The sequence below is a fragment of the Micromonospora sp. NPDC051296 genome (assembly GCF_040682255.1).
In the GTDB taxonomy this organism is placed as follows: domain Bacteria; phylum Actinomycetota; class Actinomycetes; order Mycobacteriales; family Micromonosporaceae; genus Micromonospora; species Micromonospora craterilacus.
The window spans coordinates 1-13,297 of the sequence record NZ_JBFBAO010000187.1; the positions used below are offsets into that span (position 1 = coordinate 1).

Annotated in this window: 13 protein-coding genes and 1 pseudogene; 5 read left to right on the forward strand and 9 right to left on the reverse strand. The window is 72.5% G+C overall.

What is annotated here, in order from left to right:
* The 3 genes and pseudogenes from AB0M52_RS19815 to pdxH form a co-directional block, all read right to left on the reverse strand.
* A pseudogene (locus AB0M52_RS19815) lies at window positions 1–141 on the reverse strand (aldose epimerase); the annotation flags it as partial.
* Between the two features lie 18 nt (window positions 142–159).
* Window positions 160–1,455, reverse strand: a complete 1,296-nt coding sequence (locus AB0M52_RS19820; protein WP_363955522.1) for an MFS transporter — start codon at window positions 1,453–1,455, stop codon at window positions 160–162.
* Window positions 1,452–2,078, reverse strand: a complete 627-nt coding sequence (pdxH, locus tag AB0M52_RS19825) for a pyridoxamine 5'-phosphate oxidase (protein WP_363955556.1) — start codon at window positions 2,076–2,078, stop codon at window positions 1,452–1,454. Before pdxH ends, AB0M52_RS19820 begins: the two co-directional genes overlap by 4 nt.
* 278 nt (window positions 2,079–2,356) lie before the next feature.
* On the opposite strand from pdxH, the gene AB0M52_RS19830 reads away from it, so the two are divergent.
* The 3 genes from AB0M52_RS19830 to sepH all read left to right on the forward strand — a co-directional run bounded on the left by AB0M52_RS19830 (window position 2,357) and on the right by sepH (window position 6,248).
* A complete protein-coding gene (locus AB0M52_RS19830; protein ID WP_363955525.1) occupies window positions 2,357–3,463 on the forward strand; it encodes a citrate synthase 2 in 1,107 nt (368 codons plus the stop codon).
* A gap of 315 nt (window positions 3,464–3,778) precedes the next feature.
* Window positions 3,779–4,906: a phosphoserine transaminase gene (gene serC, locus AB0M52_RS19835; RefSeq protein WP_363955528.1), complete on the forward strand. Its 1,128-nt coding sequence runs from the start codon at window positions 3,779–3,781 to the stop codon at window positions 4,904–4,906.
* Between the two features lie 259 nt (window positions 4,907–5,165).
* Window positions 5,166–6,248, forward strand: coding sequence for a septation protein SepH (gene sepH / locus AB0M52_RS19840; RefSeq protein ID WP_363955531.1), 1,083 nt, complete (start codon window positions 5,166–5,168; stop codon window positions 6,246–6,248).
* A 7-nt stretch (window positions 6,249–6,255) separates the two neighbouring features.
* Here sepH and thpR read toward each other — a convergent pair whose 3' ends face one another.
* The 5 genes from thpR to AB0M52_RS19865 form a co-directional block, all read right to left on the reverse strand.
* Window positions 6,256–6,834 (reverse strand): RNA 2',3'-cyclic phosphodiesterase, encoded by a 579-nt coding sequence (gene thpR, locus AB0M52_RS19845; protein WP_363955533.1) that lies wholly within the window; start codon window positions 6,832–6,834, stop codon window positions 6,256–6,258.
* Window positions 6,835–6,838: 4 nt separating this feature from the next.
* Window positions 6,839–7,348, reverse strand: coding sequence for a hypothetical protein (locus AB0M52_RS19850; protein ID WP_363955535.1), 510 nt, complete (start codon window positions 7,346–7,348; stop codon window positions 6,839–6,841).
* Window positions 7,349–7,464: 116 nt separating this feature from the next.
* On the reverse strand, window positions 7,465–8,742 hold the full coding sequence (locus tag AB0M52_RS19855) for an MFS transporter (RefSeq protein ID WP_363955538.1): 1,278 nt from the start codon (window positions 8,740–8,742) through the stop codon (window positions 7,465–7,467).
* Between the two features lie 80 nt (window positions 8,743–8,822).
* The gene (locus AB0M52_RS19860) at window positions 8,823–9,272 is read right to left on the reverse strand and encodes a MarR family transcriptional regulator (protein WP_363955541.1); all 450 of its coding nucleotides are present in this window, start codon (window positions 9,270–9,272) and stop codon (window positions 8,823–8,825) included.
* An 83-nt stretch (window positions 9,273–9,355) separates the two neighbouring features.
* Window positions 9,356–10,834, reverse strand: a complete 1,479-nt coding sequence (locus AB0M52_RS19865) for an NCS2 family permease (protein WP_363955544.1) — start codon at window positions 10,832–10,834, stop codon at window positions 9,356–9,358.
* An 87-nt stretch (window positions 10,835–10,921) separates the two neighbouring features.
* Between AB0M52_RS19865 and AB0M52_RS19870 the strand changes: the two genes are divergently transcribed.
* Complete coding sequence (locus tag AB0M52_RS19870) at window positions 10,922–11,167, forward strand: DUF2530 domain-containing protein (RefSeq protein ID WP_363955547.1); 246 nt, start codon at window positions 10,922–10,924, stop codon at window positions 11,165–11,167.
* A gap of 65 nt (window positions 11,168–11,232) precedes the next feature.
* Here AB0M52_RS19870 and AB0M52_RS19875 read toward each other — a convergent pair whose 3' ends face one another.
* A complete protein-coding gene (locus AB0M52_RS19875; RefSeq protein ID WP_363955551.1) occupies window positions 11,233–12,069 on the reverse strand; it encodes a DUF3027 domain-containing protein in 837 nt (278 codons plus the stop codon).
* A gap of 87 nt (window positions 12,070–12,156) precedes the next feature.
* Here AB0M52_RS19875 and AB0M52_RS19880 point away from each other — a divergent pair.
* Window positions 12,157–13,297 (forward strand): MFS transporter (locus AB0M52_RS19880; protein ID WP_363955553.1); only part of this gene is annotated, 1,141 nt, incomplete at its 3' end.

A 13,297-nucleotide genomic window follows, 5' to 3' on the forward strand; every position in this document is an offset into this window, starting at 1 on the left:
GGCGTACCCGTCGAGGTGCTCGACACCGTCCTGCCGGTAGGTGCGGACCCCGCCGCCCACCTCGACGATGACCGCCTCGTGTCCGGCGGCGGAAATGGTCCACTGTGCCCCTGACAGGGGACGCGGCTCGCGGCTGTCCATGTCGCCAGACCCTAGCCCTCAGGACCGCGGCTCGCTCGGCGCGGTCGGCGGCCGGTAGCGCAATAGCGCCGGGAACGCCACCGCGAGCAGCGCCGCGAGCGCCGCCGCCGCCAGGCCACCGCCGACCCAGGCCACCCCGCTGCCGAAGCCGGCCGCCATGGCACCGGCCCGCAGGTCGCCCAGGCGCGGTCCGCCGGCCACCACGACGAGGTTGACTCCCTGGAGCCGCCCGCGCATCCGGTCCGGCGCGTACACCAGCAGCATCGACTGCCGCACCACCGAACTGACCAGATCGGCCATCCCGGCCAGCACCAGCAGCACGATGACCAGCCAGAACTGCCGGGCGAGCCCGGCCACCGCCACCGCGACGCCCCATCCGACGACGGACAGCACCAGCACCAGACCCTGCCGGCGGACCCGGCCGATCCAGCCGGATACCAGCCCGGCGAGCAGGGAGCCGATCGCGATGGAGCTGTACAGCCAGCCGACCGCCGCACCGCCGCCGAACCGCTCCGCCGCCACCTCGGGGAACAGCGCCCGGGGGAAGGCGAACACCATCGCGATCAGGTCGATGCCGAAGGACAGCAGCAGCACCGGGCTGCCGGCCAGGTAGCGGAATCCGTCGACGATGCTGCGCAGCCCGGCCTGCCGGGGCGCGCCGTCCGGGTCCGGCTCGGGCGGCATGGCCGGCAGTCGCAGCGCCGCCCAGACCAGGGCGACGAGCAGCGTGGCGTCCAGGCCGTACGCGATCGGCAGCGCGATCCCGAGGTCCCAGATCGCCAGGATCAGACCGGCGGCCAGCGGCCCGAGGACCGACGTGGCCATCGCGGTGGTGAAGTTCAGCGTGGTGGCCGCGGGCACCAGATCGTTCGGGACCAGCCGGGCGACGAGCGCGTTACGGGCCGGGCCGGCGACCGCGAACGAGACCGAACTCAACGCCACCAGCGCGAGCAGCAACAGCGGGCTGCCGACACCCAGCAGGGCCTGCACCAGCAAACCCACCACGGAGACCCAGAGCAGCGCCGAGCCGCCCAGCAGCACCAGGCGCCGGTCCAGGACGTCGGCCACCGCGCCGCCCCACAACCCGAAGAGCAGCAGCGGCACGAAGGCGGCAACGCCGAGCAGCCCCACCCAGAACGAGTCCTGGGTCAGCGCGTACATCTCCACCGGTACGGCGACCGCGGTGAACTGGAACCCGAACATCGCGATCGCGTTGCCGAGCCACAGCCGCCGGTACGCCGGCACTCGCAACGGACGCAGGTCGATCGCCCAGCGGCGCTGCTCGCGCGGCCGGCTGGTTTCGGTAGCGGTCACGGGGCCAGCCGCTCCACGACCCAGCCACCCTCGGTACGGCGGAACCGCAGCCGGTCGTGCAACCGGCTGGCCCGGCCCTGCCAGAACTCGACCGACTCGGGCCGTACCCGCAGTCCGCCCCAGTGCGGCGGAGCGGGGATCGGCGCCTCGTCGGCGAACCGCTGCACCGCCGCCTGGTACGCGTCCTCCAGCGCGGCCCGGTCCGGCAGCACCGACGACTGGGTGCTCGCCCACGCCCCCAGTTGGGAGCCGCGCGGCCGGCTGGCGAAGTACGCCTCGGTCTCCGCCCGCCCGACCCGCTCCACCGGGCCGGCGACGATCACCTGCCGCTGCATCGGGAACCAGGGGAACACCAGGCTGGCGTACGGGTTGGCGACCGCCTCGACGCCCTTGCGGGAGTGGTAGTTGGTGAAGAAGACGAAGCCCTCCGGGTCGTACCCCTTGAGCAGCACGGTCCGGGCGCTCGGCCGCCCGGCGGCGTCGGCGGTGCCCACCACCATGGCGTTCGGCTCGGCCAGCCCGGCGGCCACCGCCTCGGCGAACCAGCGATCGAACTGGGTATGCCAGTCACCCGCGAGGTCGGCCTCGGTCAGGCCGGATTCGGCGGCGTACTCGTGCCGCATCCCCGCTGGTGGCGGTGTGTCCCCCGTCACGTTCCCTCCCCTGTCCGTCGGGCCGATCCGCGCCCGACCAGCCTGTACAGCCCAGTCTGGCCGAACGGCTGGCGGCCTGCGCGGCCGGGGATGTCGTGTGCAGCACATCGACAGTGGGTCGCGCACCCGCTTACCAGCAGGCAAGATGTCACGAACACATCCCTGAGGGTCGCCTAAGGCGCTCACCCGGCCGGGGCCGGGACACCGAGCCCGGGCGGGCGCACCGACCACACGCCAGGAGTAGTGAGATGGCCGATTTCAAACCCGGACTTGAGGGCGTCGTAGCCTTCGAAACCGAGATCGCCGAGCCCGACCGCGAGGGCGGTGCGCTGCGCTATCGCGGGGTCGACATCGAGGACCTGATCGGCCAGGTCTCCTTCGGCAATGTCTGGGCCCTGCTGGTCGACGGCCGGTTCGGCCCGGGCCTGCCGCCGGCCGAGCCGTTCCCGGTGCCCGTGCACTCCGGCGACATCCGGGTCGACGTCCAGTCCGCCGTCGCCATGCTCGCCCCGTACTGGGGGCTGCACCAGCTGCTGGACATCTCCGACGAGCAGGCCCGCGAGGACCTCGCCCGGGTATCGGTCACCGCGCTGTCCTTCGTCGCCCAGTCCGCCCGGGGCCTCGGCCTGCCGGCGGTGCCGCAGAAGGAGATCGACAAGGCCTCGACGGTGGTCGAGCGCTTCATGAAGCGGTGGCGCGGCGAGCCCGACCCGCGGCACGTCAAGGCCGTCGACGCGTACTTCATCTCGGCCGCCGAGCACGGCCTGAACGCCTCCACCTTCACCGCCCGGATCGTCGCCTCCACCGGCGCGGACGCCGCCGCCTGCATCTCCTCCGGCATCGGCGCGCTCTCCGGCCCGCTGCACGGTGGTGCGCCGTCGCGGGTGCTGAGCATGCTGGAGTCGGTCGAGCGCAGCGGTGACGCGGACAGCTACGTCAAGGGCGTGCTCGACCGCGGCGAGCGGCTGATGGGCTTCGGTCACCGGGTGTACCGGGCCGAGGACCCGCGTGCCCGGGTGCTCCGCCGCACCGCCAAGGAGCTGGGCGCGCCCCGCTTCGAGGTCGCCGAGGCGCTGGAGAAGGCCGCCCTCGCCGAGTTGCAGGCCCGCCGGCCGGACCGGGTGCTCGCCACCAACGTCGAGTTCTGGTCCGCCGTGGTGCTCGACTTCGCCGAGGTGCCGGCGCACATGTTCACCTCCATGTTCACCTGCGCCCGCATGGGCGGTTGGAGCGCGCACATCCTGGAGCAGAAGAAGCTCCAGCGGCTGGTCCGCCCCTCGGCCCGCTACGTCGGCCCGAGCCCGCGCAAGCCGCACGAGGTGGACGGCTGGGACGCCGTCCCGCACGGCGTCTGAGGTGTAAGGAAGGGGCCCTTCTTACCGTTTCCGGTAGAGGAAGGGCCCCTTCTTAACGCCCGGCCCCGGCTCGCTTCACGCCCAGCCCCGGCTCGGCGGCGCGGAGGTGTGGGCGACGCCACCGGCTGTGGCGGACGCCTCACGGTTGGGGCTGGGACCAGCGCCCGGACCGCGGCGACGGGTGCGAGGATGAAGGCCGGCAGCGCTGCCGGAAGGGCTTGGACCCGGCTCCGCCGTGCGCCCGCACGCGCCCGCCGTCGGTCCGCGCTCATCTGCTCACCCGCGCCCGACCCATGCGGAAGGATCTTGAAAACCGTGGCTGACGCACCGACCATCCGGATTCCCGACGAGATCAAGCCCGCCGACGGCCGCTTCGGCTGCGGGCCGTCCAAGGTCCGTCCGGCCGCGGTATCCGCGCTCGCCGAGGTGGCGACCAGCTACCTGGGCACCTCCCACCGGCAGAAGACCGTCCGCGACCAGGTGGCCCGGCTGCGCTCCGGCATTGCCGAGTTCTTCTCCATCCCCGAGGGCTACGAGGTGATCATCGGCAACGGTGGCACCACCGCATTCTGGGAGGTGGCCACGTTCGGCCTGGTCCGCGACCGGGCCCAGTTCGCCAGCTTCGGCGAGTTCGGCGCCAAGTTCGCCAAGTCCGTCAAGGACGCGCCGTTCCTGGGTGAGCCGACGATCCGCAAGTCGGACGCGGGCAGCGCGCCGGCCCTGGCCGCCGAGGCCGGCGTGGACGTCTACGCCACCCCGCACAACGAGACCTCGACCGGCGTGGCGGTGCCGATCAGCCGGGTGGCCGGTGCCGACCCGGGCTCGCTGCTGCTGGTCGACGCCACCTCCGGTGCCGGCGGGCTGGAGGTCAACGTCGGCGAGACCGACGTTTACTACTTCGCCCCGCAGAAGTGCTTCGGCTCCGACGGCGGGCTCTGGCTGGCCCTGATGTCGCCGGCCGCGCTGGAGCGGGCCGCCGAGATCAAGGCGTCCGGTCGGTACATCCCGGCCTTCCTCGACCTGGTCACCGCGATCGACAACTCGCGGCTGGAGCAGACGTACAACACCCCGGCGCTGGCCACCATCTTCCTCGCCGCCGAGCAGACCGACTGGATGAATTCGCAGGGCGGGCTGGCCTGGGCGGCCAAGCGCACGGCCGAGAGCGCCGGAATCGTGTACGGCTGGGCTGAGCGCTCGTCCGTCGCCACCCCGTTCGTCACCGATCCGGCGCTGCGCTCCAACGTGGTCGCCACCATCGACTTCGCCGACGGGGTGGACGCCACCGCGATCGCCAAGGCGCTGCGCGCCAACGGCATCGTGGACACCGAGCCGTACCGCAAGCTGGGCCGCAACCAGCTGCGGGTCGCGCTGTTCCCGGCCGTCGAGCCCGCCGATGTGGAGGCGCTGACCGCGTCCATCGACTACGTCGTCGAGCGGCTCTGAACGGTCCTGCCGTAGCGCCATTGGCCCGGTCGACCCAGCGGGGTCGCCGGGCCCGCGGCGTACTGCGATCAACGCCACTGTCGGGCTTCCACGACTGACCCGCCGCACAGCGCGTACCAGCGGCGAATTAGGCTGCTCAGCTCGACTTGCCCGGGCGTGGCGTCTCCCACCTGGCCCCGGATGGGCGTACCGTGGTGCCCAACGCCTCGGGTGGCCGGCTCGTGGCGTACGGCCAGCGAAGCGGGACGGAGGCAACGCGATGCGCCCAGTACGCTTCGTCGCCCTCTCCGAGGACGGCCAGGCCCTGGTGCTCGCCGACGAGGTCGGGCGGCTGCTCGCCCTGCCCATCGACGAGCGTATCGCCGGAGCGATGCACGCCGAGCCGGGTGCACCCGCGCTCGCGGTGGCACCGACCACTGCCGACCCGGTGCCGTCACTGTCCCCTCGGGACATCCAGGCCCGAATCCGTTCCGGCGAGTCCGCCGAGGACGTCGCCCGGATCGCCGGGGTTCCGGTCGACCGGGTGCTCCGCTACGCGGGGCCGGTGCTCCAGGAGCGGGCGATGCTCGCCCAGCACGCCCGGCGTACCCGACTCAAGGGTGCCGAGAAGCCGACGCCCCTCGCCGAGGTGGTAAACGGCCGGCTCGCGCAGCACGGGATCGACACCGAGAAGATCTCCTGGGACGCGTGGCGCCGCGACGACGGCACCTGGCGGATCGTCGCCACCTGGCCGTCCGGCAAGGCCACCGCGCAGGCGGTCTGGGATCTGGACAAGACCCGCCAGTCGGTGGCCCCGCACGACGACATGGCGCAGTATCTCTGCGCCGAGCGCCCGACGCCGATCCTCGGCCAGGAGCCGGCACCGGAACGGGGCGGCCACGCGCTGCCCGGTCCGTCGCGCGGCGAGCCGAGCCGGGGTGGGCACGGCCTGCCCGCCCCCGCCGAGCCGGGCCGGTCGGGTCGTGACCCGATCCGGGCCGGCCGCGACGCCCTCCTCGCCTCGCTCGACCGCCCGCTCGGCTCGACCTCGGGCCGTGGTCTCGAGCCCCGCTCGCCGGCCGCGCTGGCCGGTGGGCAGGACGCACCCCGGCAGCGGCCGGTCAGCGGCGGCGCGGCGGCGCTGCTCGGCGGTGGCCAGGGCTCGGCGTTCGACGACGATTCGGACGCGCCGAAGGAGGTGCCGGCCGTGCCGTCGCTGGCGGTGCTGCGGCCCCGCCGCACGACCACGCCGGCCGGCGGCGCCACCGAGTCGACCGACGCCAGCGGCAAGCCGCGCAAGCGCCTGCCCAGCTGGGACGACGTCCTGTTCGGCAGCGGCCCCGCCGCCCGCGAGTCCTCCTGACCGAGCGCTAGAGCAGCCAAGCGGCGAGCCGGTGGTGGGCCGGGCGGGGGCCGGGCTCGCTGTGGGTGAGCACCAGTTCCTCGGCCGGCCACTCCGGGCCCTCGTAATCGGTCAGGGCGGCGAGGTCGGCGTCGATGTCGGCCAGTGGTAGCCGGTCGCCGGGGCGGGCGATCGTCAGGTGCGGGCGGAACGGCTTCTCGTCGTACGGCAGGCGGGCGTGCCGCAGCCGGGAACGGATCAGCCGGCTCAGCACCCGGAGCGCCTCGACGTCACCGCGTACGCCGACCCAGAGCACGGTGAACTGGCCCCGCCCGAACCGCCCGCCTCCGGCCAGCCGCAGCCGGGGCGCGGCGGTGCGACCGTCGCGCGACCACTCGGCGGCCAGTCCGAGCGCGCTCTCCACCTCGACCAGCCGCCCCGCATCGACGTCCCCGAGGAAGCTGAGGGTCAGGTGGGCCCGCGCCGGATCGGCCAGCCGGACGTTCGTCCCGGCGGCGCTGGCGGCGCCGATCCGGAGCCCGGCCACCCGGGCGGTCAGGTGCTCGATCGCCTCGGCCGGCGGGTGGATCGCGGTGAAGAGTCGCACCTAGCTAGGGGTGGCGCTCGCGCTGTCCGGGGCGGGTGGCCGGCAGCCGCAGACCGGCGGCGTCCAACACGCCCTCGACCCGGACCCGTTCGATCTCCCGGTCGACCCCGGTCAGCTCGGCCAGATGCTCGGTGATGCCCAGCGCCCGGCAGGCCAGTCGGAGCCGCTCGTCGTACGCGTCGAGCACGCTGCTGTGCCACACCACCGCCGGGCCCATGCCGCCGACCCGTTCCCGGCGCAGGCACCGCAGGTCGGCGGCGAGTTGCTCCAGGGGGCGCCGGTCGGCCCGGTCGAGGGCGTCGAGATCGACTCGGCTGGCGAGTTCGTCGGCGTCGACCGCCTGGTCCAGCCGGGCGATCAGGCGCCGTTCCCGCCGGCGTTCCCGCCACTCGGCGTATCCGCAGGTCAGCCGGTCGAGGACCTCGTCAGCACAGACCACGAGCGCGATCAGCACCGGCAGGAAGACCACGGCGGCCAGCGCCACGGCGAGCAGCAGCAAGCGTATGACCTCCACTCACCGAAGCTAAGCCGCTTCGGAGCGTCACGTAACCGATTTTCCCGCATCCGGTCGGGACCGTCTTCCGGCACGGCGGGGCGGCCCGCAGGCCGACCGCGCCGCCCGGCGTCCGCTCACACCTCGGTGACGTAGAAACGGGGCATCGGCAGGATCCGGAACCGCAGCCGGGCACCGGCCCGGCGCAGCTGCCAGGTCAACGCGAGCAGCGCGGTGGCCAGGGAGAGCAGGCCGCCGGCCCAGATGCTGACGCCGGCCCCGTAGGTCTCCGCGACCCAGCCGATCAGCGGCGCACCGACCGGGTTGGTACCCAGGAACACCAGCACCCACAGCGCCATCACCCGCCCCCGGAACGCGGCGTCGGTGCCGAGCTGAACCCGCTGGTTGGCCGCCTGGGCGAAGTAGACCATGAAGAAACCGGTCGGCAGCAGCAGGACCACGACCATCCAGTACGCGGGGGCGAAGCCGACAAGCGTGCCGAAAGCGGCACAGGCGATCGCGGCACCGAGCACGAGCCAGACCGAGGGGCGGCTGCGCCGCCCGGTCCCGGCCAGCGCACCGACCAGCGCGCCGACCGCGAGGGTCGTGCTGAACAGGCCGAACGAGGCCGCGCCGGTGTTGAACACGGTCTTGGCCAGCGCCGCCAGGGTGAGCTGGAAGTTGAACAGCGACATACCGATCACCGACATGACCACCATCGGCAGCAGCAGGTCGGGACGGCGGCCGACGTAGCGCAGCCCGTCCATCACGGTCGCGGCGGCCCGCTCGTCGCGCGGCGGCAGCGGCTCCCGGTGCAGCTCGGCCGGACGCATCTGGATCACCGTGACCAGGGGTCCGATCGAGCTGAGCGCGGTGACCAGGAAGACCGGCCCGACGTCGAAGGCGGCGATGGCCAGGCCGGCGACGGCCGGGCCGACGATCCGGGCCGAGTTGAACACGGCCGCGTTGAGCGAGAGCGCGTTGGGCAGCAGCCGCGTGCCGACCAGCTCGGAGACGAACGCCTGACGCACCGGGGTCTCCACCGCGTTGGCCACACCGAGCAGGGCGGCAAAGACGAAGACGTGCCAGAGCTGGACCAGGTCGGTGAGCACGAGCACGCTCATGGCCAGCGACAGCACGGTCCAGAACGCGTTGGCGACGAAGAGGAGCATCCGCTTGTCGTACCGGTCGGCGAGCCGACCGGAGATCAGCGTGAGCAGCAGGACGGGGGTGAACTGTAGGGCGACGACCACACCGAGCGCGGTGGCCGAATCGTTGGAAAGCTCGAGGACCAGCCAGTCCTGGGCGATGAACATCATCCAGACGCCGATCAGCTTGACCAGTTGCCCAGATGCGAAGAGCCGGTAGTTGCGAACCTGTAGGGACTGGAACATCGTGCTCAGGCGTGCCTGCACTCTTGGTGCGCCTCCTCGCGGTCGTACGCGTCATCAACGACGGACGGCGCGGCGCGGGGCACACCAAGTGTGCGGCGGCGTCAGGCGCGGGAGAGTCGCTGGAGAATCTCCGCGGCGTGGTGCAGGATCTCCCGATCGGTATCGCTCAGCTCGGCCAGCCGGTGGGCCAGCCACTCGTCCCGGACCCGCTCGAACTGGTCGAGCACGGCCCGGCCCCCCTCGGTCACCGCGAGGATGACCTGCCGGCGATCGGTCGGGTGAGGGCTGCGCTGCACCAGGCCGCGTTCCTCCAGCTTCGCGACGATCTTGGTCATCGTCGGTGGCTGCACCCGTTCGACGTCGGCGAGTTCCCGCGGCGTGAGCGCACCCCCCAGCCGGATGCTGGTGAGCGCGGACAACTGGGTGACCGTCAGGTCACCGACCGGCCGGGCCTGGCGGACCCGCCGGTTGAGCCGGGTGATCGCATCACGCAGCTGATGGGCCAGCTGCGCCGGTGGCATGCTCTGAGCCGTCACCGTCCGCTCCGTCACGATAGTTAGCCTAACTAATTAGCTGACCGAGCCGCAGCTGATATGACCATGCTCACCCGGAAACTCCCTGCTCCGGGCCGACGTCAGTAGAGCAACGACTCGATCGGACCGCGCAGGAAGTACACCACGAACAGCGCCGCTACCGCGTACAGCAGCGGGTGGATCTCGCGGGACTTGCCCTTGGCGAGCTTCATCACGACATAGACGATCAGGCCCGCGCCGATGCCGTTGGAGATGGAGAAGGTGAACGGCATGAGCACGATGGTGAGGAACGCCGGAACGGCGATCTCGTAGTCGGACCAGTCGATGGTCCGGACCGCGCTCATCATCAGGAAACCGACCACCACCAGCGCGATCGACGCCGCCTCGAACGGCACGATCACCACCAGCGGCGCCAGGAACATGGCCAGCAGGAACAGCACCCCGGTGACCAGGTTCGCCACCCCGGTGCGGGCGCCCTCCGCGACACCGGCGGCACTCTCGATGTACGCCGTGTTGCTGGAGACGCTGGCCGCACCACCGCTGGCCGCGGCGATCGAGTCGACCAGCAGGATCTCCTTGGCCCGGGGCGGGGTGCCCCGATCGTCGAGCATGCCGCCCTCCTGGCCGACGGCCACCATGGTGCCCATCGTGTCGAAGAAGTCGGTGATGAGCAGCGTGAAGATGAACATCAGCACGACCAGCCAGCCGGCCCGCCCCCACGAACCCAGCACGTTGAACCTGCCGAGCAGCGACAGGTCCGGCATCCGGAACGGGTCGCTCGGCAGTGTCGGGACGTTCAGCGACCAGCCCTTAGGGTTCGGCACCCCGTTGACCAGGGACGGGCCGACGTTGCCGAGCTGCTCCACCACCAACGCCAGCGCGGTGGCGGCGAGGATGCCGATCAGGATCGCGCCCTTGACCCGGCGTACCACCAGCACCAGGGTCAGCAGCAACCCCAGCACGAAGACCAGCGTCGGCCAGCTGGACAGCTTGCCGCCGATGCCGAGGCCGACCGGGACGGTCGTGTTCGCCACGTCCGGGAGCCGCCGGACGAAGCCGGCGTCGACCAGGCCGATGATGGTCAGGAACAGGCCGATGCCGACCCCGATCGCCGTTTTCATCTGGGTCGGCACCGAGCGGAACACCGCCGTACGCAGACCGGTCAGCACCAGCACCGCGATGATCACACCTTCGATCACCACCAGGCCCATCGCGTCCGCCCAGGTCATCTCCGGTGCAATCTCGTACGCCACCAGAGCGTTCACGCCGAGACCGGCGGCGACCGCCAGCGGGAACCGGCCGACCACGCCCATCAGGATGGTCATCAGGCCGGCGACCAGGGCGGTGGCCGCGGCGATGGCGGGGATCGGCAGGGTGTTGCCCGCACCGTCGACGGCCCGGCCGAGGATGAGCGGGTTGAGCACCACGATGTACGCCATCGTGAAGAACGTGGCCAGGCCACCGCGCAGCTCCCGGCTCATCGTCGAGCCACGGGCGGTGACCTCGAAGTACCGGTCGAAGCCGTTCCGCGGCCGGCCGGAATCGGGTGGTGTGCCGTTGTCGGGCGGCGCTACTGCCATCAGAGACCTCACAGCGGATCATCAGCTCGTCGCGCACGTCGTCGCAGATGACCGGCCGGCAGAAAGCGGCTCGCGTACCCTGGCCGGGTGCCGAAGCAGCAGCAACCGCGACCCGAGCCGCTCGACCCGCCGATGGTGCCGTTCGCGCTCGCCGGGATGGCCGCGTGGGTGGTCACCGGGCTGGTGCTGCTGCTCTTCCGCGATCGGCTCGCCGCCAGCGGCCACGAGAACTGGCTGTGGATCTGCCTGGCCGGTTTCCTGTGGGGCTTCCCCGGTCTGGCGGTGATGATGCGGCACGACGCCAACCGCCGTCGCCGCCGCGCCGCCGGCTGAGCGCCACCAGTTGGGCGGTCACCCGGTCGGCACGGTGCCCGGCACGGGTCGGCCGCCGCCCGCGATCAGGAGTGGCCGTACGGCTCCGCCGGCTCGCCCGCCTCGATCGAACCGGGCGCCCGGCTGACCGACACCGGCTCCACCGCGCTGTCGTCGTAGACGGTCGGCATCTCGTCCACCGCCGTCTCGGCCTCGACCAGCGTCTCCGAGTGGGCGCCGCAGCCGTGGTCGGCGCTGACCACCCGACCGTCGTCCGGGGCGTAGAAATTGCCGCAGACACCGAAGCACAGCCGCATGGTGCCCGCGAGCGGCAGGTAGAAACCGCAGGTGCCGCAGCGGGCGGCGGCGGGCGCGGCGGTCGAGATGGGCGCCGAGGGGCCGTGGTCGCCGTCGTACCAGCGCTGGGCCGCCTCGGCGCGGCCCTCCCGCGACATCACCCGGGGCCGGCCGAGCCCCAGCTCCCAGGCGGTCTCCTCGACCGCCGGGTCGTCGGAGAGAAGGTAGCCGGGCTGGAGCCGCTCGTCGTCGGCCGGCGTCGGCAGCAGGTCACCGGGGCCCAGATCGCCCGGCTTGAGCCGTTCCTGCCAGGGCAGCCAGCCCGGCGCGAGCAGCGCGTCCGGCCCGGGCAGCAGCACGGTCTCGCAGATCGTCACGTTGCGGCTGCGCGGCACCCGGGTGACGGTGACCCCCCACCGCCAGCCGCGGTAGCCGGCCAACCGACACTCGAAGTAGTGGGTGACGAGACGGTCGCCCTCGGCGACGGCCTGGAGGTGGTCGCCGATGTCGGCGGGATCCACCTCGGTGATGCCGGCGCGCGCCACCTCGACGGCGGCGGCACAGACCTGGTCGAGACGAGCGGCGCGGGCGGAGGCGGGCCTGGTCACCCGACCATTGTTCCCCATAGGCGGGGTCGGCTGTGAGGCACTCCCCAGAGGTGTTCTGGGGCGGTGGCGCGGCATCCGGCGAGCCGATGGGTGAGGATGGGTCCCATGCCGCTGTTCTCCCGCTCCGAGCGGTCCCTCCTCGGGCGGACCGTCGGCACCGGCATCCGCGCCACCCGGCTGCTGTTTCGCGGCTCGCTCAGCGGTGGCCGCTGGGTCACCCGCAGCGCCGCTCGCGCCCGGGCCCGCGGCGCCGGCGGGGAGACCGGCATGGTCCGCCTCTTCGACCTGCACGCGGTCTCCTGCGCCGGAGACACGCTGATCGCCATCGGCCTGGCCGGGACGATCTTCTTCAACGTGCCGCTCGGCGAGGCGCGGAGCAAGGTGGCGCTCTACCTGCTGGTGACCATGGTGCCGTTCGCCATGCTCGCCCCGGTGGTCGGGCCGCTGCTCGACCACTTCCGGCACGGCCGACGGTACGCCCTGGCGACGACCATGCTGGGCCGGGCGTTCCTGGCCTGGCTGATCTCCGACTACATCCACGGCTTCGGCCTGTATCCGGCGGCCTTCGGCGTGCTGGCGCTCTCCCGGGCGTACGGCGTGGCCCGTTCCGCGGCCGTACCCCGACTGCTGCCCGAAGGGCTCGGACTGTCCCAGGTCGGTGCGCGCGCGAGCGTCTACGGCACGGTGGCCGGAGCCCTGGTCGCCCCGATCGGGCTGGCCGCGTTCTGGTTCGGGCCGCAGTGGCCGCTGCGGGTCGCCTCGGTCATCTTCCTGATCGGCATGGTGGTCGCCCTCCGGCTGCCACCCAAGGCCGACTCCGAGCCGCCGGAGCGGGTGCCGCGACCGCTGCGGGCGCTGCGGCGCGGCACCGGCGAGCGGCCCCTCGGCCGGGGACGGCCCGCCGGACGGCTGGTGATCTCGACCCTGATCGGCGCGGCCACGCTGCGGGCGGTCTACGGCTTCCTGCTGCTCTTCCTGGCGTTCAGCATCAAGGCGGGCGACCTGACCACGGTGGTGTTCGGCCGCGACCTGGGTGACGAGGGAGCGCTGGGCCTGGTCGGCGGGGCACTGGCCGTCGGCACCTTCCTGGCCACCGCGACCGGCACCCGGTTGCGCATCCACCGGCCGGCGGCGCTCCAGTCCAGCGGCATGATCATCGTGGCCGGGGTGGCCGTGCTCACCGCGCTGAAGTTCTCCCTGCCGATGGTCGCTTTGTTCTGCGTGGTCGCGGCCATGATGAGCGGCA

Coding starts and splice junctions, on each gene's coding strand:
- pdxH (WP_363955556.1), bottom strand. CDS start 2,078: ATGCGGCACGAGTACGCCGCCGAATCCGGCCTGACCGAGGCCGACCTC.
- AB0M52_RS19830 (WP_363955525.1), top strand. CDS start 2,357: ATGGCCGATTTCAAACCCGGACTTGAGGGCGTCGTAGCCTTCGAAACC.
- sepH (WP_363955531.1), top strand. CDS start 5,166: ATGCGCCCAGTACGCTTCGTCGCCCTCTCCGAGGACGGCCAGGCCCTG.
- AB0M52_RS19865 (WP_363955544.1), bottom strand. CDS start 10,834: ATGGCAGTAGCGCCGCCCGACAACGGCACACCACCCGATTCCGGCCGG.
- AB0M52_RS19875 (WP_363955551.1), bottom strand. CDS start 12,069: ATGGGGAACAATGGTCGGGTGACCAGGCCCGCCTCCGCCCGCGCCGCT.